Origin of the sequence: Hymenobacter monticola (assembly GCF_022811645.1) — a bacterium.
Lineage (GTDB): Bacteria > Bacteroidota > Bacteroidia > Cytophagales > Hymenobacteraceae > Hymenobacter > Hymenobacter monticola.
On the sequence record NZ_CP094534.1, the window covers coordinates 4576984 to 4598422 of the forward strand.

The following is a 21439-nucleotide window of genomic DNA, read 5'->3' on the forward strand; positions in this document are numbered from 1 at the left end:
TAACTTGAACCACCGCCGCCGCAACCTCGTTGCGGAGCTGCGTTTCTTTTGCTAAAATCCTATGCTCTTCAAGCGTTTTTTACTGCTGTTGCTGCTGGCCGCGCCGCTGGCCGCCCGCGCCAACCACGTGCTCATCCCGATGGACAACACCCAGAAGGAGTGCCTGAAAGCCTACGGCGTGGCATTCTGGCTACTGCAGCGCGAGGTACCCGTCGACTGGCTGCTGAACTATCGGGGCGGCGCCTTCGCCTTCGAAACCAGCTCGGCGGCCGAGAATGAGCTGGCCGTGCGCGGCGTCACGTTCCAGGTCATCAGCGAGGCCCAGTACACCGGCATTCTCCAGGAAATAGCCGACCCCAACGCCAACATGGACGTGATGAAGCTGGAGAAGGTGCCCAAAATCGCGGTGTACACGCCCAAAGGCAAGCAGCCCTGGGACGACGCCGTGACCATGGTGCTCACCTACGCCGAAATCCCCTACACCCAGATTTACGACGACGAAGTGCTGAAGGGCGAGCTGCCGAAGTACGACTGGCTGCACCTGCACCACGAGGACTTCACCGGCGAGTACGGCAAGTTTTACGCCTCCTATCGCAACTACCCTTGGTACCAGCAGCAGGTGCGCGACGCCGAAGCTGCCGCCAAGCGCAACGGCTTCAGCAAAGTGAGCGTGATGAAGGGCACCGTGGCTACCAAAATGCAGGAATTCATTGCCGGCGGCGGCTTTTTGTTCGCCATGTGCTCGGCCACCGATTCCTACGACATCGCCCTGGCCGGCTTGGGCATCGACATGGTGGAAAGCATGTACGACGGCGACCCCGCCGACCCGGCTGCGCAGTCCAAGCTCAACTTCAACCGCTGCCTGGCTTTCCAGAACTTCCAGCTGGAGCGCAACCCCTTCCAATACGAGTACTCCAACATCGACATGCAGCCCAGCGAGCGGGGCCTGGGCGAGCAGAACGACTACTTCCAGCTCTTCACCTATTCGGCCAAGTACGACCCGGTGCCCACCATGCTCACCCAAAACCACGAGAAAACCATCCACGGCTTCATGGGCCAAACCACAGCCTTCCGCAAAAGCCTGATTAAGTCGGACGTGGTGGTGATGGGCGACACCAAGCAAACCGGCGAGGCGCGCTACATCCACGGCAGCCTGGGCAAAGGCACCTGGACGTTCTATGGCGGCCACGACCCCGAAGACTACCAGCACCTTGTGGGCGAAGAACCTACCGACCTCGCCCTGCACCCCAACTCGCCCGGCTACCGGCTCATCCTGAACAACATCCTCTTCCCGGCCGCCAAGAAGAAAAAGCAGAAAACCTAAGCCGGACCTAGCAGGCCCGAGAGTAGCCCCAACCGCTCGGCGGTTGGGGCTTTTTTATGGCCCAAATAGCACTGGCCAGTTCATTGCCGGCCGCTGGCAGGGAAAAGGCTGCCACTCACCGTTTTTTGCTTTCGCGCCGGTAGCCAAGGAGTTAATTTTAAGCTCCACGTTTGCATCCTGCCTTTATGCTGATTCGGTTACGCTTGCTTTTGCTGCTTTTAGCCGGTTTGCCGGCCGTTCCGTCCCGGGCCCAAGCCGTTGATACCACTGGGGTCACCCTTGTTCGCCCCGCGTCTATTGCCGGCACCAAAAAAGCCGCTTTGCTGCGCGTGGCCGTCCCTTCGGTGCTGATTGGGGTGGGTGTGTTGGCCCACAGCCCCAAGGTGAACCAGACGCTGTGCCAGGCCAAGCAGGATTTTCAGGCCGAAACGCAGGAGCTGTTTCGCGGCTTCAACTCCTATGGCATCGACGACTACACCCGCCACGTGCCCCTGGCCATGGCCTACGGCATGATGGCCACCGGCCACCGCGGCGAGCGCACCGCCGTGGGCTTCACCCTGATTTACCTCGTGGCCCACGAGCTGGACGAGGGCGTGGTGAGCCACCTCAAGCGCTACACCGCCGAGCCCCGCCCCTACAACCCACAGGATTTTAGCTCGTTTCCCTCGTCGCACACCTCGCAGGCCTTCCTCACGGCCACGCTGCTGCACGAGCAGTATGGCCGCCAGTACCCCTGGCTGAGCGTGAGCGGCTACGCCGTGGCCGCGGCCACCGGCGCCATGCGTGTGCTCGGCAATAAGCACTGGGCCACCGACGTGCTGGCCGGCGCCGCCATCGGCTTCCTCTCGGCCGAAACCGTGTGGCATGCCTACCCCGCCCTCACCAAGCTCCTGCCGCAGAAAGTAGCCCACAAGCTGCTGCTAGTACCCAGCTACAGCCCGGCCGGCGGCGCGGGCGTGGCCATGGGCCTGCAGATGTAGCGGGCCCGCGGCACATCGCGCCCGCATCAGAAAATAAAGTCACAGCGTCAGCAAACGGCCCAGCTACCGATAGGATAGCTGGGCCGTTTGCATCATTATCAGGCCGAAGGCCGTTAGCAGGACACGCGAGGCTCCGCTTTAGGATGCGGCGCCGCTTAGTCTTGCCCGCATGGACGACCTGAATCAATCCAATTACTCGCTCTCGGCCAGCCGGCCCGAAGAAGAATCCCCCGAGGAATTCACCAACCCCCTGCCCCGCGCCGTGCTGCGCATGAACAGCCACGCGCTGCTCGACGGCGAATGGCATTTTGCCCACGACGTGGAGGATGTGGGCCTGCGCGACGACTGGGCCCTGAGCCATACCTATGCGCACCGGGCGCAGTGGCCGGGCTCGGTAGAAGCTCACCTGGCCGAGGTGCGCGGGCAGCAGGATGGCGCTGCCTGGCACGACAAAATCGTGGTGTGGTACGAGCGGGAGTTTAACCTGCCGGAAGTGGCCGAGCCCCAGCCCCGCTCCCTCATTCAACTCACCTTTGGCGCCTGTGGCTACGAAACGCGGGTGTGGCTCAATGGCAAGCCCCTGCAAACCATTGAGGGCGAAGAAGTGCACTACGGCGAGTATACCTCCTTCAGCTACGAGCTCGACGCGGAAAACCTGCACCTCGTGAACCGCCTCACGGTGCGCATCGTAGACACGATGGACGCCGAAACGCCGCGCGGCAAACAGGAATCGCACGTGTACAAGCGCGGCGGCATCTGGTACCAGACCTACACCGGGGCCGTGCGCAGCGTGTGGCTCGAAACCGTGGAGCGCAACCGCCTGCGCTCCCGCGTGGGCGTGGTGAGCGTGGTAGAAGACCAATTGGTGCGCTTCAACCTCACGCTGCGCATTCATGACGCGGGCGACTACACCATCCGCATGCAGGTGTTCGACCCGCAGACGCCCAACCGAACGGCGCCGCTGGCCGAGTCGGACTTCCCGCTGCACCTCGAGCCCGGGCAGTGGCAGCAGCGCGTGGTGATGGAGTTGCCCGGCGCGGAGCTGTGGAGCCCCGAAGCGCCGAACCGCTACCGCCTGCTGGCCCAGCTCATCGACTCCGAAGGCTACGCCGCGCCCATCGAAACGCTGTTTGGGCTGCGCAAGGTGGAGTCGCGCGGCCGCTACGTGTACCTCAACAACCAGTCCGTGTACCTCGACGGCATCCTTTACCAGCCCGGCACGGCCACGCTGGAGGAGATGCAGCGCCACATGCACGCCATGAAGGCGCTGGGCTGCAACCTGGTGCGCGTGCACATTGCCGGCGTCGACCCGCGCATCTACAACCTGGCCGATGAGCTGGGCCTGCTGCTGTGGGTGGAAGTGCCCAGCCCGCACAGCTCCACGCCGCGCAGCCGCGAAAACCACCGGGCCGAGCTGCTGCGCCTCGTCACGCTCAGCGAAACCCACCCCAGCATCATCATCTGGAGTCTCTACAATGAGGACTGGGGCGCCCAGGACATTGCCACCAACCCCGAAACGCGGCAATACATCGTTGAAACCTATCACTTCATGCAGATTGCCTACCCGCAGTTTCTGGTGGTGGACAACGACGGCTGGCACCACATATCGAACACCGGCCGCCTGAAATCGGACTTGCTCACGGCTCACCTTTATACCCCCGACCTCGGGCGCTGGAAAGAACTGCTCGACCGGCTGGTGGGTGGCGAAATGGAGGGCACCGCCGCCTTCCCGCTGGTGGTGGGCGACCCGTTCTTCTACCGCCGCCAGGTGCCGCTGGTGGTAAGCGAGTGGGGCGGCTTCGGCTTCTCCGACTACGGCGGGCCGGCCGACGCCGAAGCGCGCACCAACAGCATTCGCGCCTTCAAGCAGGAGCTGCGCCAGCGCCCCATTGCCGGCGACGTGTACACCCAAGCCACCAACATCGAGGACGAGCGAAACGGCCTCATCGACCCCCACACCGGGGCACTCAGCGTGCCCGAGGGCCTGCTGGCCTCGCGGCTAATGGAACGGTTGGACTAGGCTTTCGAGGAAAGCTGAGCGGGGCGCACGGGCGCGGCTTTCAGGGTGGCCGTGGTCGACCAGTCGGCCTGGCAGGCGGTATTGTTCATTTGTAAATCGACGAGGACGGTGCTGAACACGGTGCTGCTCACCGAGGCCGGGCGCACCCGCAGCCGCGCCGTTTCGGGTTGCTGGTGCAGGGCTGGCACTTTGGCGGCGCGCGGCACTACCAGCTTCACCACCACGACCAACTGCTGGTCGTTGTCGTTGGAACTATCGGAGATACCACCAATTTCCACGTTGGCAGTACGAAAAGCATGGTCGAGGTTTGGCATAGAAGGGCGAGTAGGCGGTAAGCGGAATACTATGGGGTAAAGTGCGTTTGTAAATATCGGAGGATTTCATCAAATTTTCATCAAATTTTTGCAGGGCCATATTGCGTTTTTTAGCTGGCTGGATTTCCAATTTTGCCCGGCTCGAACCGCGCCGCCGCTTCCGGGGTTATCTTTGCAGACCGCCCCTCCGGCGATTTGCCTGCCCCATGACCATTACCAAAGAAGCCGTTCTCAAAGCCCTGAGCTACGTGGAAGAGCCCGACCTGGGCCAGGACCTCGTCACGCTCAACATGATTGAGAACATCGAGATAGAAGGCCTTACTGTCGCCTTTACCGTGGTGCTCACCACGCCTGCCTGCCCGCTCAAGCAGCTCATTCACGATGCCTGCGAGCGCGCCATTCACACCATGGTTGACAAAGACGCCAACGTCGTCATTACCATGACGTCGCGCGTGACCACCGGCCGCCACAACCGCGGCGACCTGCTGCCCGGCGTGAAAAATATTATTGCCATTGCCTCGGGCAAGGGCGGCGTAGGGAAAAGCACCGTGACCGCCAACCTGGCCGTGGCCCTGGCCGCTACCGGCGCCAAGGTGGGCCTGGTGGATGCCGATATTTCCGGCCCCAGCGTGCCCGTGATGTTCAACGTGGAGGGCGAGGCCCCGCACGTTTTTCAGGGCCCGAATGGCAAGAACCTCATTCAGCCCATCGTCAAGTACGGGGTGAAGCTGATGAGCATTGGCTTCCTGGCCCCGGCCGAAAGCGCCATTGTGTGGCGCGGGCCCATGGCCTCGTCGGCGCTCAAGCAGTTCATCACCGAAGTGGATTGGGGCGAGCTGGATTACCTGCTGCTCGACCTGCCGCCCGGCACGTCCGATATTCACCTCACGCTGGTGCAAACTGTGCCCGTGACGGGCGCCGTCATCGTGACCACCCCGCAGAAAGTGGCCCTGGCCGATGCACAGAAGGGCTTGCAGATGTTCCGCCAGCCCCAAATCAACGTGCCGGTGCTGGGCGTGGTGGAAAACATGGCCTGGTTTACGCCGGCCGAACTGCCCGAGAACAAGTACTTCATTTTTGGCGAAGGCGGCGGCCAGCGGCTGGCGGCGCAGCACGAGGTGCCGCTGCTGGGCCAGCTGCCGCTGGTGCAAAGCATCCGCGAAAACGGCGACCAGGGCCAGCCGGCCGTGCTCGACCCCAAGTCGGCCGTGGGCGTGCTCTTCGCCGATTTGGCCGAGTCTGTGGCTCGCCAGGTCAGTATCCGCAACAACGTGGCCCCCAAAACGGCCGTCGTGCAGATGAACTCCTAACCCACCCGTGGAAAACGTAACCCTCGCCCCCACCTTCGACCATCCGCTGATGCCTCGCATCGAGGCGGTCCTCGACACCCTGCGCCCCTACCTGGCCACCGATGGCGGCAATGTGCGCGTGGCCAACATCACGCCCGACGGCGTGCTCCAGCTGCAATGGGAGGGTGCCTGCGGGGCCTGCCCTATGTCCCCGATGACGCGCGCCGGTTTGGAAGATACCGTGAAGAAAGCTGTGCCGGAAATCACGGCCGTTGAAGCCCGCTAGTACCAGAACAACTTGTAGCGCGGACTTTTGGTCTGCGGCCCTGGCCGTCAACAAACCGTTGACAAGGCTCGGGGTCGCGGACTGAAAGTCCGCGCTACGTTTCCCACCGCCGAGCATAACCGTGCTCTGAACGTCATCGCCCTACTTTTGTGCCTTAACCCCTTCCGTATCGCATGGCCACCGCTCCCAACTCGCCCACGCTCCGCTCCTGGATTGACATTCCGCCCGGCTCCGATTTTCCCATCCAAAACCTGCCTTTTGGCGTGTTCGAAACCGAAGAACGGGGCCCGCGCCTGGCCGTGGCAATCGGACTCTACGTGCTCGACTTGTACGCCGTGAGCCAATACGGCTTCTTCGAGGACCTCGCCGAGCTTGGCGAGGCCCAGCCTAAGGTGTTTCGCCGCCGCTCGCTCAATGCCTTTTTGCGCCTGGGCCGGCCGGCGTGGCGCGCCGTGCGCCAGCGCGTGAGCGAGCTGTTGCGCCACGACGAGCCCCGCCTTCGCGACAACGAAGAAGCCGTGCGCGCCTGCCTGCTCCGCCAAACCGACGTGCGCATGCTGCGCCCCACCAAGCCCGCCAATTACACCGATTTCTACAGCAGCATCGAACACGCCACCAACGTGGGCACCATGTTCCGCGACCCGGCCAACGCCCTGCTGCCCAACTGGCGCCACATCCCCATTGGCTACCACGGCCGCACCAGCAGCATCGTGGCGTCGGGTACCGACATCCGCCGGCCCAACGGCCAACGGAAAGCACCCGACGAAACCGCCCCTACCTTCGGCCCCAGCCGCCAGCTCGACTTCGAGCTGGAAATGGCCTTTGTGGTGGGCACCGGTACCGCGCTGGGCAGCACCGTGGCTATTGCCGATGCCGAAGAGCACATTTTCGGTCTCTGCCTGTTCAACGACTGGAGCGCGCGCGACCTGCAAAGCTGGGAATACGTGCCGTTGGGGCCATTTTTGGGCAAGAACTTCGGCAGCAGCGTGGCGCCCTGGGTAGTGACGCTGGATGCGCTGGAGCCCTTCCGCATCGCCGGCCCGGCGCAGGAGCCCGCGCCCCTGCCCTACCTCAGCCAGAGCGGCGCCCACAACTTTGACGTGCACCTCGAAGTGGCCCTCACGCCCACGGGCGGCCCCGAAACCACCATCAGCCGCACCAACTTTGGGCTGATGTACTGGAGCATGGCCCAACAGCTCGCCCACCACGCCTCCAACGGCTGCAACCTCGAAGCCGGCGACCTCTACGCCTCGGGCACCATCTCAGGCCCCACACCCGACTCGTTGGGCTCGATGCTGGAGCTGGCCTGGCGCGGCACCCGCCCCGTGTCCCTAGCCGACGGCTCAGAACGCAAGTTTTTGCTTGATGGCGATACGGTGACAATGCGCGGCTTTGCCGAAAAGGACGGCGTGCGCATCGGTTTTGGCGAGGTGCGCGGCACTGTGCTGCCGGCGCTGTCTTAGCAACCATTCATAAAAAAACAAAGCCGCTGTTTTCTTTCAGGAAGAAAACAGCGGCTTTGTATCTGGATATCCTAAAGCCTAGTTATTTAGCAGTGATGATTTTTACATTCTAAGTGACCAGCCATTTATTCTGCGATAAAAGCCAATAATACTTTTTTAAAATGAATAAGGCCAGCCTTTTAGAAAGTATTTACCTCGTTTTAGGACCACTGCTTTTCCTTTCTTTCATACTAGCGCTAGTAGGGTTTTACTTGATGAAGTTTGGAAAAAGCAAATCTTCAACTTTGTATGGTCCTCTATTATTTGGTCAAGTATTTTTTCTTGGCTTTTTGATAGGCATCATTAAAACATCCATGGAAAGCGAGTACAGAGACATGACTGTTAACTTTTTATCAAGGAAAGAAATCAATATTAAGCTAGATGGGAAAAACTTTTTCTCTGAACGGAAAGACTCAATAATTACCCAAATAGCTAACATGAAAAGTACTCCAGCGCATCATTCCAGTCCGATAGATGAAAGAGGCGTAGTGCTTACCTCAGGCACCGATTCTATGGAATTGCAATTATTCCGAGATTCAAATAAGAAAGGCGAATATTGGGTCTTCTACAGGGGCTACGAGATTGGCAGATACCACACGGAATAAGCAGGCAAATGCAAATAATTACGTTAGTGCATGCGGTCGTCGCGCACGGGTAGGTTCGTTACAATCTCGCCTTCGATAACCAGCAGTTCCTGCAGGCGCTCGTCTACCTGTTTGGGGTCGCAGTATTCCTTGGCCAGGTCCACGTAGCTCACGAAGTGCGCGGCTTCCGACACCATCAGCTCGTAGTAGAACTTGCTGAGCTCCTGGTCGGCAATGTTTTGCCAGAGCAGCTTGAACCGCTCGCAGCTGCGCGCCTCGATGAGGGCCGATACCAGGAGCTGGTCCATGAGCTGGCGCTCGCGGGCGCCGCCCTTGCGCACGTGGGCCAGCAGCTGCACCACGTATTCGTCTTTGCGCGGGCGGCCCAGGGCGTAGCCGCGCTTGCGCAGCTCCAGCAGCACCCGCTCGAAGTGGCTCCACTCCTCGGCTACGAGGTCGGTTAGCTCGTCCACCAGACGGGTTTTCTCGGGGTAGTGGATAATCATGCTGATGCCGGTGCTGGCCGCTTTCTGCTCGCACCAGGCGTGGTCGACCAAGATGTCCTCGATGTTCTTCTCGGCAATGTTCACCCAGCGCGGGTCGGTGTTCAGCTTGAGCTTAAGAATGGTTTTCTCTTTCATGAGCTGCGCTATGAAAGCCAAGCAACAGAACTAAATTCTTGCTGCTTGGCTCTTAATTCTGAATGCTTAATTAAAGAAATTCCAGCGCACTCCAAACTGGAAGCGCCGCGGGTAGCCCGTGTAATAAGGCGTAGTGAAATAACCGCCTGAAATAATGCCTTGGTTGACGTAGGCTACTTTCAGGAACGCCGACACGGCCTTGATATCGGCCGAGAAAAAGACGTCGGCTACGGCGTGGTTGGTGATGGTGAAATGGTCTTGCTGGTAGAACTGCTGGGTGCTGGGGCTGTAATCGAAGGCCTTATAAGCCGACTGATAATACACCTGAATGCCGGTCTGGCTGAACAGCGCCTTGCGGAATATGTAGCTCTCGTAGAACACCCGCGAGTTGGTCACCAGCTTGGGAATGCGGATGCCCGTCACGTCGCCGCCCTGCGTGTAGGTGGCCTGGTTGTCGAAGCCCACACGGCCAAAATGCACCTGGTGCCGGGCAAATACCACCTGCAGGTTCTTGGCCACGGTGGCCTGCTCCGGCATGCCGGCCGTGTTATAATACACCAGGTTGGTGAGGTTGACGAGGCTGGCGCTGGCCTCGAAACGCTGCTGGCTGAGGCGGCCGATGTCGGGCAGATTAAAGCGCAGGCGGCCAGTGAGCTGGGTGCTGCTGGTGTTGCTGAACTCGGTGGGGGTGCCGGGCAGGTGGTGCCACTCGTAGTTGTTGCCCACTAGCTCCTGCTGCGTGAGCGTGGGCGAGTACGAGGAGCGCAGCGCCTCCACCCACAGCGGCCCCGTGCGCACCGAAGCGCGCAGCCAGTACTCGTCGAACAGCTTGTACTCGCCAGCCGCCTCTACGGCGTAAATCTTGTGGTAGTTGAACGCCACGGTGCCGCCCACAAAGGCCTGCGTGAACGTGCGGGTGGGCGCGCCCACCACCAGCGAGTCGCCGGTGGTGCTGCGGGCCGCGCGCACCTGGTTCGAATACAACGTCTTGGTGGCCAGGCTGGCGTTGCGCAGGCGGCCGTAGAGGCGGTACTCTGCGAAGTCGGTGCGGCCCAGCACGCCGAAGGTGTTTTCCACCTGCTTGAACTCGGCCCGGTCGAGAATGGCGCGGGTGTTGCGCAGCACGCGCGGGTAGAACCGCACGCGCGGAAAATACAATTCGCCCCGATTGAGGGGCGTCAGTTCGGTGTCGGAGTAGTTGTTGAACTGGCGCTTGGCGTCGAAGGTATGGTACACGGTGAGGCCGCGGCCCAGCAGCCGGTAAGTTTGGGTGAAGTACAGCTCGTCGCGGTCCTCCCGGTTAATGGCTTTGGTCAGGTAAACGCGTTGGGCACCGTAGTTGAACAGCTGGTTGGGGGCCGACTCGCCCAGCGTGATGCTGTCGCCGGTTTCCGCGTTGAGGGCACGCCGGATGATGGGCCAGATGCCGCCCTGCTCCGCGGCGCTGTGCCGGGCATTGCCAATATTGAAGAGCAAGTGGTACCGCTCGTTCTCGGATTGCAGGCGGCCGTAGAGCATCAGGTTGGAATGCTCGACCAGGCCCCGGCCCACGCCCCCGGTCCCGCCGGTGGTGGCCAGAATTTTATTGGAGGCGATGCGCTCGTAGTTGAAGCCCACGCTGAAATTCTTCTTCAGGCTGCGGCTGTAGTTGAACTCAAACACCTGCTCGCCGGCCCCGGACTGGATGTAGCGAAAAAACGAAAACGGCGAGCGGGAGTCGTAGTAGGGAATCTGGCTGGCGTCGTGCGCATACTTGTTGAACACGTCGCGCCCAAAGCGGGCCCCCAGTTGCAGGTTGGGTTGGTAGAGCAAGGGCCGCGAGGCCGTGCCCAACGCGCCCAAATCCTGCTGGAAAGTGGTGTCGTGCGCCCAAAACCTATCTTGCGGAAAGCGCGTGAGCGTGGTGTCGAGCAAGGTGCCGCCGGTGGAGTCGCGCAGCACTTCGGCCTCGTAAATGACGCGGGTGGTTTTCGGGCCGTACAGCACTTTGGTGGAGTCGTCGAGCACCTGCGCGTGGGCAGCGGCTGCGGCCAGCTTGGTGAGCAACAGCAACAGGGCCAGCAACCGCAGCCAGCATCCTAAAAATCCTCGTTTCGGGGCCTTCAAACAGGTAACAGATGCGCCGGAGCCCGGCAGGGTGAAAGTCAAATGGATGAGGCGACGGCCGGCGCGCCGGGCAGGAGCTGTCGCAGCTCGGCCGCGCCCGTGCCCAGAAACGCCACCCGCACCGGAATGGTATAGATGGGAAGCCCCGCCAGCGCCGGCTGCAGGGCAGCAGCGTGCAGGCGCGTGGCGTCCTTTTCCGTTGTAAAAATAGGCCAGCCCGGCTGCCAATGCGCCCGCAAGGCCTCAAGGTCTTTCTGCTGAAAAGCGTGGTGGTCGGGCAGTCGCGCATGATAACGAACCGTATACCCCTGACCTTCAATATACTCACGCAGCGGCTGCGGCTGCGCAATACCGGTCAGCAACAGAGCCGCGCCCACTGGCGGCGTAGGCGGCGAAGCTGGCAGCACCTCACCTTCCTTCAACTTTAAGGTTTTTGCAAAAGGCTGCGGCGTGCCGTATTCATACTTCGAAAACAGCACCGGCACATTAGGCCGGCCGTAGCAAACAATGCCTTGCTGCACAGTACCTTGCAGTGCCGCACTCAAGTCCGGCGGGCATTTCGTGACAATGACCACGTCGGCCCGGCGGGCCCCGCCGCGGCTCTCGCGCAGCCGGCCAGCGGGCAGCACCTGGTCCTCGTAAAACGGCCGGGCGTATTCCGTCAGCAGCACGTTGAGCGTGGGGCGCACGGCGCGGTGCTGGTAGGCGTCATCAAGCACGATGATGCTCGTATCCGGATGCATTTGCAAGAGCAGCCGCACGCCCAGGCCGCGTTTTTCGGCTGCCGCCACGGGCACGTTTTGCGGCGCAAAATGCTCGAAATACTGCCAGGGCTCGTCGCCCACCGTGGCGGCCGAATCCTGGAGGCCGGCCAGGCGCGGGCCGGTGGTTTGGCGGCCGTAGCCGCGGCTCAGGATGGCCGGGCGGTGGCCCTGGCGCAGCAGTTCCTCCACCAGCCAGATGACGTGCGGTGTCTTGCCCGTGCCCCCCACCCGCAGGTTGCCCACGCCCAGCAGCGGCACGGCGAAAGCTTCTGATTTTTTCCAGCCGGCGTCGTAGAGCCAATTGCGCACGGCCAGCACACCGGCGTAAAGCCAGGAAAACGGCAGCAATAAAAACACCAGCAATCGGCCCATACGCCCCCAAAAGTACGGCGGGTTTGGCCGGCACCGGGCGCGTACTTTTGACCCATGTCTACCCTGGCCGACCGTCTGCTGCATTTTCTGACCACTTTTCCGCTGCCCCCTGTTCTGCCCGCAGGTATGGAAGCCGTCAGCCCATTCCGCGAGCCGCCTGTACGGGAGCTGCTCAGCCGCTTTGCCCAGAAATATTACGCTGATAACCAGCCTCGCGTGGCGTTGCTCGGCATCAACCCCGGCCGCCTGGGCATGGGCCGCACCGGCGTCGCCTTCACCGACCCCGCGGCCCTGGCCGAACACTGCAGCATCGCCAACGACCTGCCGCGCGGCCGCCCCGAAACCTCTACGCAGTTCGTCTACAAGTTCATCAACGCGCTGGGCGGCCCGGCCGAGTTCTACCAGCATTTCTACATCAGTTCGCTCTACCCGCTGGTGCTCCTGAAAAACGGGCTGAATTACAACTACTACGACTCGCAGGCCCTCACCAAAGCCCTATGGCCCGACATTCAGCTTTCATTGCGCCAGCAAGTTGAAGAATTGGGCCTGCGCCGGGACGTGGCTGTGAGCCTTGGCAAGCGCAACGGTGAGTTTTTGAAGCGCCTGAATGCGGAGCTGGGCTTATTCGACAACGTCATCGTTCTCGACCACCCGCGCTACCTCATGCAATACAAAAGCCGCGAAGAAGCTACCAACGTAGCCAAATACGTGCAAACGCTGGGCGGTTTGATTCACGCAGATTGAACGACAAACCGCGTACAGCCCAAACAAGTCGTCCTTTTCTCTTTTTTTATTCCGCACTGATAATGCCCACCGTCCAAGACCTTGCCCGCCTGCTCGAAGCCGCCGCGCCCCTCGCCTACCAGGAAAGCTACGACAACGCCGGCTTGCAGTGCGGCAACCCGCAAGTTGAAATCACAGGCGTGCTCATCACCCTCGACTGCACGCCCGCCGTGGTGGCCGAGGCCGTGCGCCGCGGCTGCAATGTGGTAGTGGCCCACCACCCGGTCATTTTCCGCCCCCTCAAGCGCCTCACCGGGGCCAATGAGGTGGAGCAAACCATCATCGCGGCCCTCAAAAACGACGTGGCCATCTACGCCGCCCACACCAACCTCGACAACGTGCGCGGCGGCGTCAACGACAAGCTGGCCGAAAAGCTGGGCCTGCTGAAAACCCGCGTGCTGGCCCCGCAAAGCGGCATTTTGGCCCGCCTCATCACCTACGTGCCCAACCGGCCCGCAGACCAGCAGGCCGACGTGGCCGGCCGCGTGCTGGCCGCCCTCTACGCCGCCGGTGCTGGCCAAATAGGCCAGTACTCCGCCTGCAGCTTCCAAGCCGAGGGCACCGGCACCTTCACGCCCGGCGCGGGCACCCGGCCCGCCATCGGGGCCGAACACCGGCCTGAAACGGTGCCCGAAAAGCGCTTGGAAGTGCTACTGCCCCTGCACCGGCAGGCGGCCGTGCTGCGGGCCCTGCGCGCCGCGCACCCCTATGAGGAGGTGGCCTACGAGCTCATCAAGCTGGAAAACGTGCACCAGGAAGTGGGCGCTGGCTTGGTGGGTGAATTGCCGGAAGCCTTGGCCCCAGCCGCGTTTCGACAGTTACTGAAGCGGCAGCTGCTGGTGCCGGTGGTTCGCCACACGGCGTTTGAAAAACCTATCAAAACGGTGGCCATTTGCGGCGGGGCGGGCGCGTTTCTCATTGGCGCGGCGCGGGCCAGCGGGGCCGATGCTTACGTGACCGGCGACGTGAAATACCACGAGTTTTTTGGGGCCGAGGGGCAGCTCATGCTCTGCGACGTGGGCCATTTCGAGAGCGAGCAGTTCACCGGCGAGGTGTTCCGGGATTTGCTAACGGCCGGATTTGGACGTACTTTTGCGGTCTTAATCGCTGAAACCCCTACGAACCCCGTTCAATATGACTGCTAACAGTGCCGCCGTGGCGCCCGCCGACGTTCCCGTAGCCGCCAAGCTCGAAGCCCTGCTCACCCTGCAGCACCTCGACTCGCAGCTCGACGAAATCCGGCGCGTGCGGGGCGATTTGCCCGAAGAAGTGCGGGATTTGGAAGACGAAATCGCGGGCTACGAAGTGCGCGTGAAGAAATTCGACGAAGACATTCAGGGCCTGAACGACTTCATCAAGAGCCGCAAACAGGCCAGCAAAGACGCCGAGTCGCTCATCAAAAAGTACGACGAGCAGCAGCAGAACGTGCGCAACAACCGCGAGTTCGAAGCCATTGCCAAGGAAATTGAGCTGCAGCGCCTGGAAATCCAGATTGCCGACAAGAAAATCAAAGAGGCGCAGTACCAGATTGACGTGAAGAATGCCGAAATCAGCGGCACAAAGTCGAAGCTGGACGAGCGCCGCAAGGACCTCGACAACAAGAAAGGCGAGCTCGACACCATCGTGGCCGAGAACGAAGAAGAAGAGCGCGGCCTGATGGCCCAGCGCGACGAAGCCACCAAGCCGGTGGAAGACCGCCTGCTGACGGCCTACACCCGCATCCGCGGCAACGTGCGCAACGGCCTGGCCGTGGTGCTGGTGCGCCGCGACGCCTGCGGCGGCTGCTTCAACACGGTGCCGCCCCAGCGCCAGGCCGATATCATCTCGCACAAGAAAATCATTGTGTGCGAGCACTGCGGCCGCATCCTGGCCGACGTAGAAGCCCGCACGGCCTAAGCTCCGCCGCAAGCAACTCATCAATCTGATTTGCTGATTAGAATCGTAAAAAGGAACGGCCCCGCGTCGTTCCTTTTTTATTTAAGCGTGACATGACCTTTTTGGCTGCAATGGTTCGGGGAAAGGCCGCTGGTCGATGGAAGGGCGCCGGGCGGGTGGGCGGAGTGGCTGCGTGCCTGCTGCTGTCGGGCTTTGCCCCGCGGCAAGCGGTTCCGGCCCTGGAGCAGCCCGCCGAAACCGCTGCCAGTGCCGGCGAGCTTACCCCCTCTAGCCGGCGCGCCTACGCCGAGGTACTCAAGCTGCGCCTGGGCTCTGCCCGCGAATTGCTGCGGCCCGAGCTGACCAGCACGCCCGCCGCGCCCGCGCCCCTGCTGGTGGCCAACTGCGTCGACTTTGCCGACTTGCTGCTGAGCCAGGACGCCGCCCGCTACGAGGCCATCGAAACGGCCCAGGAAGCCCGGTTGTCGGCACTGGACAGGGCGCCGGCCAGCGCTATGCGCGACTACGCCCGGGCCGAAATCACGCTGCACCTGGGGCTGTGCCAGCTGCTGTTCAAGCACCTGGTGATGGGCGGCTACCACCTGCGCAGCGGCTACCGCCAGATGCAGGACGTGGTGAAGCATTACCCGGCTTTCCTGCCGGCGCGCAAGACGCTGGGCGTCTGTCAATTTGCGATAGGCTCGTTGCCCGAAGGTTACCATTGGCTGCTGAGTTTGCTGGGGCTGACGGCGAACTCCAGCGAAGGATTGAAAAACCTGGCGCTGGCGGCTGCCCAGCCCCACGACTTCCAGACCGAAAGCCAGATTTACCTCAGCCTGATTCGGGAAGGGTACTACAAAAAGCCCGAAGAAGCCCTGCGGCTTGTCGAGCGCCTGCACGCCCAACAGCCCGACAACCTGCTGTTTTCCTACCTGCTCATCAGCATCAATAAGCGCCAGCACCACGGCGAGGCGGCCCTGGCGGCTTACCGCGCCCGGCCCACCGGCCCTGGCTACGTACCCGTACCTTACCTGCGCCACATGGCGGCCGATTTGCTGCTTTACAAGGGCGACTACGCCGATTCGGAACGCGAAAACCTGGCGTTTTTGCGCGAATACAGAGGCGTGCATTACCGCAAGGACGCGGCGTTTAAGCTCTACCTGGCGGCGTGGCTGGGGAGAGAACCGGCGGCGGCTGTAGCCCGCTACCGCGCCCAAATCAACCAGCCCGGCCCCACCGATGTGGAGGAAGACAACTACGCCCAGCACTACTACCACGAGGCCGTGGCGCTGAACCCCATTCTCACCCGCGCCCGCCTGCTGACCGACGGCGGCTACAACCGACAGGCCCTGGCCACGCTGCGCAGCTTTCGGGCCACGCCTGCCACGCTCTGGCGCGACCGCATTGAGGAGCCTTACCGCCGGGCGCGTGCTTTTCAGGGCCTCGGCCGGCTCGATTCGGCTTGGTTTTACTTCGAGCGCACCCAAACCGTGGCTGGCCCGAAAGCGCCCTATTATTTTGCGCCCCAGGCCGCACTGCAGCAGGGCTACCTGGCCCTGGAAGCCGGCAAAAAGGCGCAGGCGCGGTTATACTTCGAAAAGGCCCTGCATTACCCCTGGCACGAATACAAAAACAGTACCGACGCCAAAGCCACCCTGGCGCTGCGGGAGCTGAAATGAGCCGTTGGGCTTGATTGTAACCGATTAAACGAACGCGCCTTTTGACTTCGGCCCCTCCTCTGGTTGTTCGCCTCGCTGACTTACCGCCCGATTTTCGGGTACGGGCCCTGCACTGGGGTGCCCGGTTTGCGCACTGCGCCTACTTCGAGCACAACGACCTGACCTATCCGCAAGGGCCCTTTCGGCGCCTGCTGGCTGTAGCCCCGGCCGGGGTTGCCACGGTCGATTCGCTCGGTGAACTGGAATGCTTGTCTGAGAGCCCAACGCTGCATTGCGGTTTCATCAGCTACGACGTTAAGAATGACGTGGAGGCGCTGACGAGTGAGAACTTCAGCGGCATGGCCTGGCCGCAACTCTGCTTTTTCACCCCCCAAACCTGGCTACTTTGGCAAGTTGACACGCTTGAAATTCATGGGTTTGCAGGCGATGTATTAAATCAGATTCTAAGTTGCTCTGCGCCAGAATTCCCACCACCACAGGTTCCATTCCTGCGGCCCCGAATGGCCAGGGCTGACTACCTGCAGGCCGTCGATGCCATCCGAACCGACATCCTGAACGGGGAAGTTTACGAGTTGAATCTGTGCCAGGAGTTCTACGCAGAAAACGTGGCTTTGCAGCCGCTGGACGTTTTTTGGCGGCTGATGGCGGCCTCGCCCGCGCCGTTTGCCGGCTTTGTGCGCTGGCACCAGCATTTTCTAATGTGCGCTTCGCCCGAGCGGTTTCTGGCGCGTGCGGACGCCCACATCCGTTCGCAGCCCATCAAAGGCACCATTCGCCGCGGCCACACGCCGGAAGCTGATGAACAGCAGCGCCTGGCGCTACTCAACGACGAGAAAGAGCGCGCCGAAAACCTGATGATTGTGGACCTGGTACGCAACGACCTCGCTCGCGTAGCACAAACCGGCACCGTGCGTGTGCCGGAGCTGTTTGGCCTCTACCCGTTCCGCCACCTATGGCAAATGATTTCGACGGTGGAGGCCAGCCTGCGGCCGGATGTGCAACTGCCTGGAATACTGAGGGCCGCTTTTCCCATGGGCTCGATGACGGGCGCGCCTAAAATCCGGGCCATGCAGCTCATCGAGCACTACGAGCATACCCGGCGCGGCCTCTACAGCGGCAGCATCGGCTACCGGTGGCCCAATGGTGACTTCGATTTCAACGTCGTTATTCGCTCCCTGCAATACCGGCAGGACACAGGCTACCTCAGCTTCGAAGTCGGCTCGGCCATTACTTATGACTCGGACCCGGAGCGTGAATACGAAGAGTGCCTCTTGAAAGCCAAGGCTTTGCTGGAGGTGCTGGGCGCAGTTATTAGGGAAGTATAATTGCCTCTCACCCTGAGCGCGGCCAAGCACCTTCACAACCCAGAAGTTCTGACGTGAAAAGGTCCTTCGCTAGGCTCAGGATGACAGGCGAGTATTCGCAGAAGCAAACCATGTTGCCTCTGCCATTCTGTCATTTTTCATCGCAAAGGCGTATCTTTGCCTTCCGCCGAAACGCGCTATAATTATGCCCCAGCCCCTGCTAACCTTAGATTTTTTAGACCAAGCCGCTCCTGCTGCCGAGGCCACACCCAGCGGTGAGGTGCGCATCACGGCTGCCACCCGCACCGGCCGCCAGCGCAAGCTCTACATTGAGAGTTATGGCTGCCAGATGAATTTCTCGGACTCAGAAATCGTGTCGAGCATCCTATTCGATGAAGGATTCGACACCACCGACGACCTCGCCAACGCCGACCTCGTGCTGCTCAACACCTGCTCCATTCGTGAGAAGGCCGAGCAGACTGTACGCATGCGCCTCAAACAGATTAACTCGCACAAGAAGCGCAAGCCGGCCATGCTGGTGGGTGTACTGGGCTGCATGGCCGAGCGCCTGAAAAGCAAGTTTTTGGAGGAAGAAAAGATTGTGGACCTCGTGGTGGGCCCCGACGCCTACCGCGACCTCCCCGGCCTCATCGAGCAGGTAGACGGGGGCCAGAAGGGCGTGAACGTGCTGCTGAGCCGCGAGGAAACCTACGCCGACATCACGCCGGTGCGCCTGAACTCCAACGGCATTACGGCCTTCATCAGCATCATGCGCGGCTGCGACAACATGTGCTCCTTCTGCGTGGTGCCCTTCACCCGCGGCCGCGAGCGCAGCCGCGACGCCCACAGCATCGTGCAGGAAGCCGAGGCCCTGGTGGCCGCCGGCTACAAGGAAGTGACGCTGCTGGGCCAGAACGTGGACTCCTACAAGTGGGCCTCGGCCGACGGTACCGAGCACGTGAACTTCGCCCAGCTGCTGGAGCGCGTGGCCCTCATCAGCCCCGAACTGCGCGTGCGCTTCTCCACCTCGCACCCCAAGGACATCACCGACGAGGTGCTGCACACCATGGCCCGGTACGAGAACATCTGCAAGTACATCCACCTGCCCGCCCAGAGCGGCAACACCCGCGTGCTGGCCCTGATGAACCGCACCTACGACCGGCCCTGGTACGAGGACCGGGTGCGGGCCATCCGCCGCATCCTGGGCGAGGACTGCGCCATTTCAACCGACATGATTTCGGGCTTCTGCTCCGAAACCGAGGAGGAGCACCAGGACAGCCTGAGCCTCATCGACTTCGCGCAGTACGACATGGGCTACAACTTCTTCTACTCGGAGCGCCCCGGCACGCTGGCCGCCCGCAAGCTCGAAGACGACATTCCGCTGGACGTGAAGAAGCGCCGCCTGCAGGAAATCATCGACCGGCAGCAGGTGCACGCCCGCGCCCGCTACGCCCGCATGGTGGGCCAGGTGCACCGCGTGCTGGTGGAGGGCCCCTCCAAACGCTCAGCCGAGCACCTGAGCGGCCGCAACAGCCAGAACCAGGTCGTCATCTTCCCCAAGCAAAACTTCAAGAAAGGCGACTACGTGAACGTGCTGGCCACCAGCACCACCGGCGCTGCACTCTTGGGCGAAGCCGTGTAGCTTCTTCCTGAGAGCTTAGCAGCATTTCCGCCTTCCATAAAAAGCTATTTGCCTTGACCACCCAAGAAATCCAATCCATTAAGCTCCGATTCGGCATCATCGGCAACGCGTCGGCGCTGAACTACGCCATTCAGGTGGCTGCCCAGGTAGCCCCTACTGATATGACGGTGCTCATCACCGGCGAAAGCGGGTCGGGTAAGGAGTCGTTTTCCAAGATTATCCACGCCCTGTCGCCGCGCAAGCACGGGCAGTTCATCGCCATCAACTGCGGCGCCATCCCGGAAGGCACCATCGATTCGGAGCTGTTTGGCCATGAGAAGGGCTCGTTCACGGGCGCCAACGAGGCCCGCAAGGGCTACTTCGAGGTGACCAACGGCGGCACCATTTTCCTGGATGAAATAGGCGAGATGCCGCTGGGCACCCAGGCCCGCCTGCTGCGCGTGCTGGAGAATGGCGAGTTTATTCGGGTGGGCAGCAGCAAGGTGCAGAAAACCGACGTGCGCGTGGTGGCTGCCACCAACGTGAACCTGCTCGACCGCGTGCAGGCCGGCACCTTCCGCGAAGACCTGTACTATCGCCTGAACACGGTGCCCATCACGGTGCCGCCGCTGCGCGAGCGCGGCGAGGACATCTACTTGCTGTTCCGCAAGTTTGCTTCCGATTCGGCCGAGCGCTACCGCACGCGCCCCATCACGCTGCTGCCCGATGCGGTGCAGGCGCTCACCCGCTTCCGCTTTCCCGGCAACATCCGCCAGCTCAAGAACATTGCCGAGCAGATTTCGGTGCTGGAAACCGACCGGGAACTGGATGCCCGGCGCTTGGCCCCCTACCTGCCGCAGGAACAGACCAGCCGCTTGCCCATGCTGCTAGGAGGCGCCGGCGCGCCGGATAGCGCTACGGCCGGCTACTCGGAGCGTGACCTGCTTTATAAAATTCTGTTCGACATGCGCCGCGACATGACGGACCTCAAAAAGATGGTGCTGGAGCTGGCCACCGGCCAACGTCCCCACGAGGCCCAGGAGCTGTTGCGTCAAAACAGCCACCTCTTCAGCAATACCGGCCCCGGCAGCACGTTTGAGGCCAGCGTCGGGCCGGAATATTTCCTGCCGCCCGCTCCCACGGGATACAACAGCGAGCCCGCGGCCCGTTACGACGAAGCGCCGGTGGAAGACATTCCGCACGAAACCGAGGACGAAACGCTTTCGCTTGATGTCAAGGAAAAGGAAATGATTCTCAAGGCGCTAAAGAAGCACAACAACAAGCGCAAGTACGCTGCCCACGACTTGGGCATTTCGGAGCGCACGCTCTACCGCAAGCTGAAGCAATATGACCTGGAACAAGTTTGATTTTAAGCGGCAAGCCGAAAATGGCATAGGGCTGACGTTGCGCTACCTCGTGCTTTGTGGCTTGTGGTTTGTGGCGGCCAGCTTCCTCACCGGCTGCGGTATCTACTCCTTCAACGGCACCAACATTGACCCGGCGGTGCGCACAATTTCCATCTCCACCATCCAGAATAACTCGCCGACAGGTCCGGCCTTCCTCACGCAGCGCTTTACGGAAGATTTGAAAGACTACTTCCAGCGCAACACCAACCTGAAGCTGGTGCCGCGCGACGGCGACCTGCAATTTGACGGCAGCATCGTGGCCTACGACTTCGCCCCGGCCTCCATTCAGCAAGTGAACGGCGTGAGCCAGGCGGGCTCCAACCGCCTGACCATTCAAGTCAAAATTCGCTTCACAAACGTCAAAGACGACAAGCAGAGCTTCGAGCAGGTATTCCAGAATTTCGACGACTACGCGGCCGACCGCAACATCGCCACCATCAACAACGACCCGAACGCCGTACGCACCACGACGAACAAAATCATCACCGATATTTTCAATAAGTCGGTGGCCAACTGGTAGTCGGCCTTGAAGCCGGCTTTGGTAAGGCTCAATCGGTGAAGGCATTGCCTTGGTTTGGCGCCAAATCAG

General features: G+C 61.5%; 19 protein-coding genes. 15 read left to right on the forward strand and 4 right to left on the reverse strand.

The genetic code is table 11. The features are described from left to right. Nucleotides 1-61 precede the first annotated feature (61 nt). The 3 genes from MTP16_RS19070 to MTP16_RS19080 all read left to right on the forward strand — a co-directional run bounded on the left by MTP16_RS19070 (nucleotide 62) and on the right by MTP16_RS19080 (nucleotide 4324). Entirely contained in the window at nucleotides 62-1324 is a 1263-nt protein-coding gene (locus MTP16_RS19070; RefSeq protein ID WP_243512889.1) for an asparagine synthetase B, read from the forward strand. Between the two features lie 185 nt (nucleotides 1325-1509). Then, nucleotides 1510-2304, forward strand: a complete 795-nt coding sequence (locus MTP16_RS19075) for a phosphatase PAP2 family protein (protein WP_243512890.1) — start codon at nucleotides 1510-1512, stop codon at nucleotides 2302-2304. Nucleotides 2305-2473: 169 nt separating this feature from the next. Beyond that, a complete protein-coding gene (locus MTP16_RS19080; protein WP_243512891.1) occupies nucleotides 2474-4324 on the forward strand; it encodes a glycoside hydrolase family 2 TIM barrel-domain containing protein in 1851 nt (616 codons plus the stop codon). On the opposite strand, the gene MTP16_RS19085 is transcribed toward MTP16_RS19080, so the two are convergent. Beyond that, nucleotides 4321-4638 (reverse strand): hypothetical protein, encoded by a 318-nt coding sequence (locus MTP16_RS19085; RefSeq protein ID WP_243512892.1) that lies wholly within the window; start codon nucleotides 4636-4638, stop codon nucleotides 4321-4323. The two genes, MTP16_RS19080 and MTP16_RS19085, sit on opposite strands and share 4 nt — an antisense overlap. 206 nt (nucleotides 4639-4844) lie before the next feature. Here MTP16_RS19085 and MTP16_RS19090 point away from each other — a divergent pair, with 206 nt between their 5' ends. From MTP16_RS19090 to MTP16_RS19105, 4 genes are all read left to right on the forward strand, one after another. Next, a complete protein-coding gene (locus MTP16_RS19090) occupies nucleotides 4845-5948 on the forward strand; it encodes an Mrp/NBP35 family ATP-binding protein (RefSeq protein ID WP_243512893.1) in 1104 nt (367 codons plus the stop codon). 7 nt (nucleotides 5949-5955) lie between these two features. Then, a complete protein-coding gene (locus tag MTP16_RS19095; protein ID WP_317244076.1) occupies nucleotides 5956-6213 on the forward strand; it encodes a NifU family protein in 258 nt (85 codons plus the stop codon). A gap of 173 nt (nucleotides 6214-6386) precedes the next feature. Further along, nucleotides 6387-7676, forward strand: a complete 1290-nt coding sequence (gene fahA / locus MTP16_RS19100; RefSeq protein WP_243512894.1) for a fumarylacetoacetase — start codon at nucleotides 6387-6389, stop codon at nucleotides 7674-7676. A 161-nt stretch (nucleotides 7677-7837) separates the two neighbouring features. After that, on the forward strand, nucleotides 7838-8320 hold the full coding sequence (locus MTP16_RS19105) for a hypothetical protein (protein ID WP_243512895.1): 483 nt from the start codon (nucleotides 7838-7840) through the stop codon (nucleotides 8318-8320). Nucleotides 8321-8343: 23 nt separating this feature from the next. Here the strand turns inward: MTP16_RS19105 and miaE are convergent, their stop codons facing one another. From miaE to lpxK, 3 genes are all read right to left on the reverse strand, one after another. Then, nucleotides 8344-8940: a tRNA-(ms[2]io[6]A)-hydroxylase gene (miaE, locus tag MTP16_RS19110; protein WP_243512896.1), complete on the reverse strand. Its 597-nt coding sequence runs from the start codon at nucleotides 8938-8940 to the stop codon at nucleotides 8344-8346. Nucleotides 8941-9006: 66 nt separating this feature from the next. After that, the gene (locus MTP16_RS19115) at nucleotides 9007-10992 is read right to left on the reverse strand and encodes a putative porin (RefSeq protein ID WP_243512897.1); all 1986 of its coding nucleotides are present in this window, start codon (nucleotides 10990-10992) and stop codon (nucleotides 9007-9009) included. A 92-nt stretch (nucleotides 10993-11084) separates the two neighbouring features. Continuing rightward, on the reverse strand, nucleotides 11085-12182 hold the full coding sequence (gene lpxK / locus MTP16_RS19120) for a tetraacyldisaccharide 4'-kinase (RefSeq protein ID WP_243512898.1): 1098 nt from the start codon (nucleotides 12180-12182) through the stop codon (nucleotides 11085-11087). Nucleotides 12183-12236: 54 nt separating this feature from the next. Here lpxK and MTP16_RS19125 point away from each other — a divergent pair, with 54 nt between their 5' ends. From MTP16_RS19125 to MTP16_RS19160, 8 genes are all read left to right on the forward strand, one after another. Next, the gene (locus MTP16_RS19125; protein WP_243512899.1) at nucleotides 12237-12926 is read left to right on the forward strand and encodes a uracil-DNA glycosylase family protein; all 690 of its coding nucleotides are present in this window, start codon (nucleotides 12237-12239) and stop codon (nucleotides 12924-12926) included. A 62-nt stretch (nucleotides 12927-12988) separates the two neighbouring features. Then, on the forward strand, nucleotides 12989-14110 hold the full coding sequence (locus tag MTP16_RS19130; RefSeq protein WP_243512900.1) for a Nif3-like dinuclear metal center hexameric protein: 1122 nt from the start codon (nucleotides 12989-12991) through the stop codon (nucleotides 14108-14110). Next, nucleotides 14100-14861: a zinc ribbon domain-containing protein gene (locus MTP16_RS19135; protein ID WP_243512902.1), complete on the forward strand. Its 762-nt coding sequence runs from the start codon at nucleotides 14100-14102 to the stop codon at nucleotides 14859-14861. Before MTP16_RS19130 ends, MTP16_RS19135 begins: the two co-directional genes overlap by 11 nt. A 110-nt stretch (nucleotides 14862-14971) precedes the next feature. Then, nucleotides 14972-16519, forward strand: coding sequence for a tetratricopeptide repeat protein (locus MTP16_RS19140; RefSeq protein WP_243512903.1), 1548 nt, complete (start codon nucleotides 14972-14974; stop codon nucleotides 16517-16519). Between the two features lie 338 nt (nucleotides 16520-16857). Further along, complete coding sequence (pabB, locus tag MTP16_RS19145) at nucleotides 16858-17844, forward strand: aminodeoxychorismate synthase component I (protein WP_262922684.1); 987 nt, start codon at nucleotides 16858-16860, stop codon at nucleotides 17842-17844. 184 nt (nucleotides 17845-18028) lie between these two features. Beyond that, nucleotides 18029-19465: a tRNA (N6-isopentenyl adenosine(37)-C2)-methylthiotransferase MiaB gene (miaB, locus tag MTP16_RS19150; RefSeq protein ID WP_243512907.1), complete on the forward strand. Its 1437-nt coding sequence runs from the start codon at nucleotides 18029-18031 to the stop codon at nucleotides 19463-19465. A 53-nt stretch (nucleotides 19466-19518) separates the two neighbouring features. After that, nucleotides 19519-20811 (forward strand): sigma-54 interaction domain-containing protein, encoded by a 1293-nt coding sequence (locus MTP16_RS19155; RefSeq protein ID WP_243512909.1) that lies wholly within the window; start codon nucleotides 19519-19521, stop codon nucleotides 20809-20811. Continuing rightward, the gene (locus tag MTP16_RS19160) at nucleotides 20792-21370 is read left to right on the forward strand and encodes an LptE family protein (protein WP_243512911.1); all 579 of its coding nucleotides are present in this window, start codon (nucleotides 20792-20794) and stop codon (nucleotides 21368-21370) included. The genes MTP16_RS19155 and MTP16_RS19160 overlap by 20 nt, the downstream gene beginning before the upstream one ends. Nucleotides 21371-21439 lie beyond the last annotated feature (69 nt).

Bases quoted from the DNA above. Each gene is read 5' to 3' on its own strand.
- MTP16_RS19085 (WP_243512892.1), bottom strand. From the start codon at position 4,638: ATGCCAAACCTCGACCATGCTTTTCGTACTGCCAACGTGGAAATTGGT.
- miaB (WP_243512907.1), top strand. From the start codon at position 18,029: ATGCCCCAGCCCCTGCTAACCTTAGATTTTTTAGACCAAGCCGCTCCT.
- MTP16_RS19080 (WP_243512891.1), top strand. From the start codon at position 2,474: ATGGACGACCTGAATCAATCCAATTACTCGCTCTCGGCCAGCCGGCCC.
- MTP16_RS19070 (WP_243512889.1), top strand. From the start codon at position 62: ATGCTCTTCAAGCGTTTTTTACTGCTGTTGCTGCTGGCCGCGCCGCTG.
- miaE (WP_243512896.1), bottom strand. From the start codon at position 8,940: ATGAAAGAGAAAACCATTCTTAAGCTCAAGCTGAACACCGACCCGCGC.
- pabB (WP_262922684.1), top strand. From the start codon at position 16,858: ATGGCCTGGCCGCAACTCTGCTTTTTCACCCCCCAAACCTGGCTACTT.
- MTP16_RS19105 (WP_243512895.1), top strand. From the start codon at position 7,838: ATGAATAAGGCCAGCCTTTTAGAAAGTATTTACCTCGTTTTAGGACCA.
- MTP16_RS19125 (WP_243512899.1), top strand. From the start codon at position 12,237: ATGTCTACCCTGGCCGACCGTCTGCTGCATTTTCTGACCACTTTTCCG.
- MTP16_RS19075 (WP_243512890.1), top strand. From the start codon at position 1,510: ATGCTGATTCGGTTACGCTTGCTTTTGCTGCTTTTAGCCGGTTTGCCG.
- MTP16_RS19090 (WP_243512893.1), top strand. From the start codon at position 4,845: ATGACCATTACCAAAGAAGCCGTTCTCAAAGCCCTGAGCTACGTGGAA.
- fahA (WP_243512894.1), top strand. From the start codon at position 6,387: ATGGCCACCGCTCCCAACTCGCCCACGCTCCGCTCCTGGATTGACATT.
- MTP16_RS19130 (WP_243512900.1), top strand. From the start codon at position 12,989: ATGCCCACCGTCCAAGACCTTGCCCGCCTGCTCGAAGCCGCCGCGCCC.
- MTP16_RS19140 (WP_243512903.1), top strand. From the start codon at position 14,972: ATGGTTCGGGGAAAGGCCGCTGGTCGATGGAAGGGCGCCGGGCGGGTG.
- lpxK (WP_243512898.1), bottom strand. From the start codon at position 12,182: ATGGGCCGATTGCTGGTGTTTTTATTGCTGCCGTTTTCCTGGCTTTAC.
- MTP16_RS19135 (WP_243512902.1), top strand. From the start codon at position 14,100: ATGACTGCTAACAGTGCCGCCGTGGCGCCCGCCGACGTTCCCGTAGCC.
- MTP16_RS19160 (WP_243512911.1), top strand. From the start codon at position 20,792: ATGACCTGGAACAAGTTTGATTTTAAGCGGCAAGCCGAAAATGGCATA.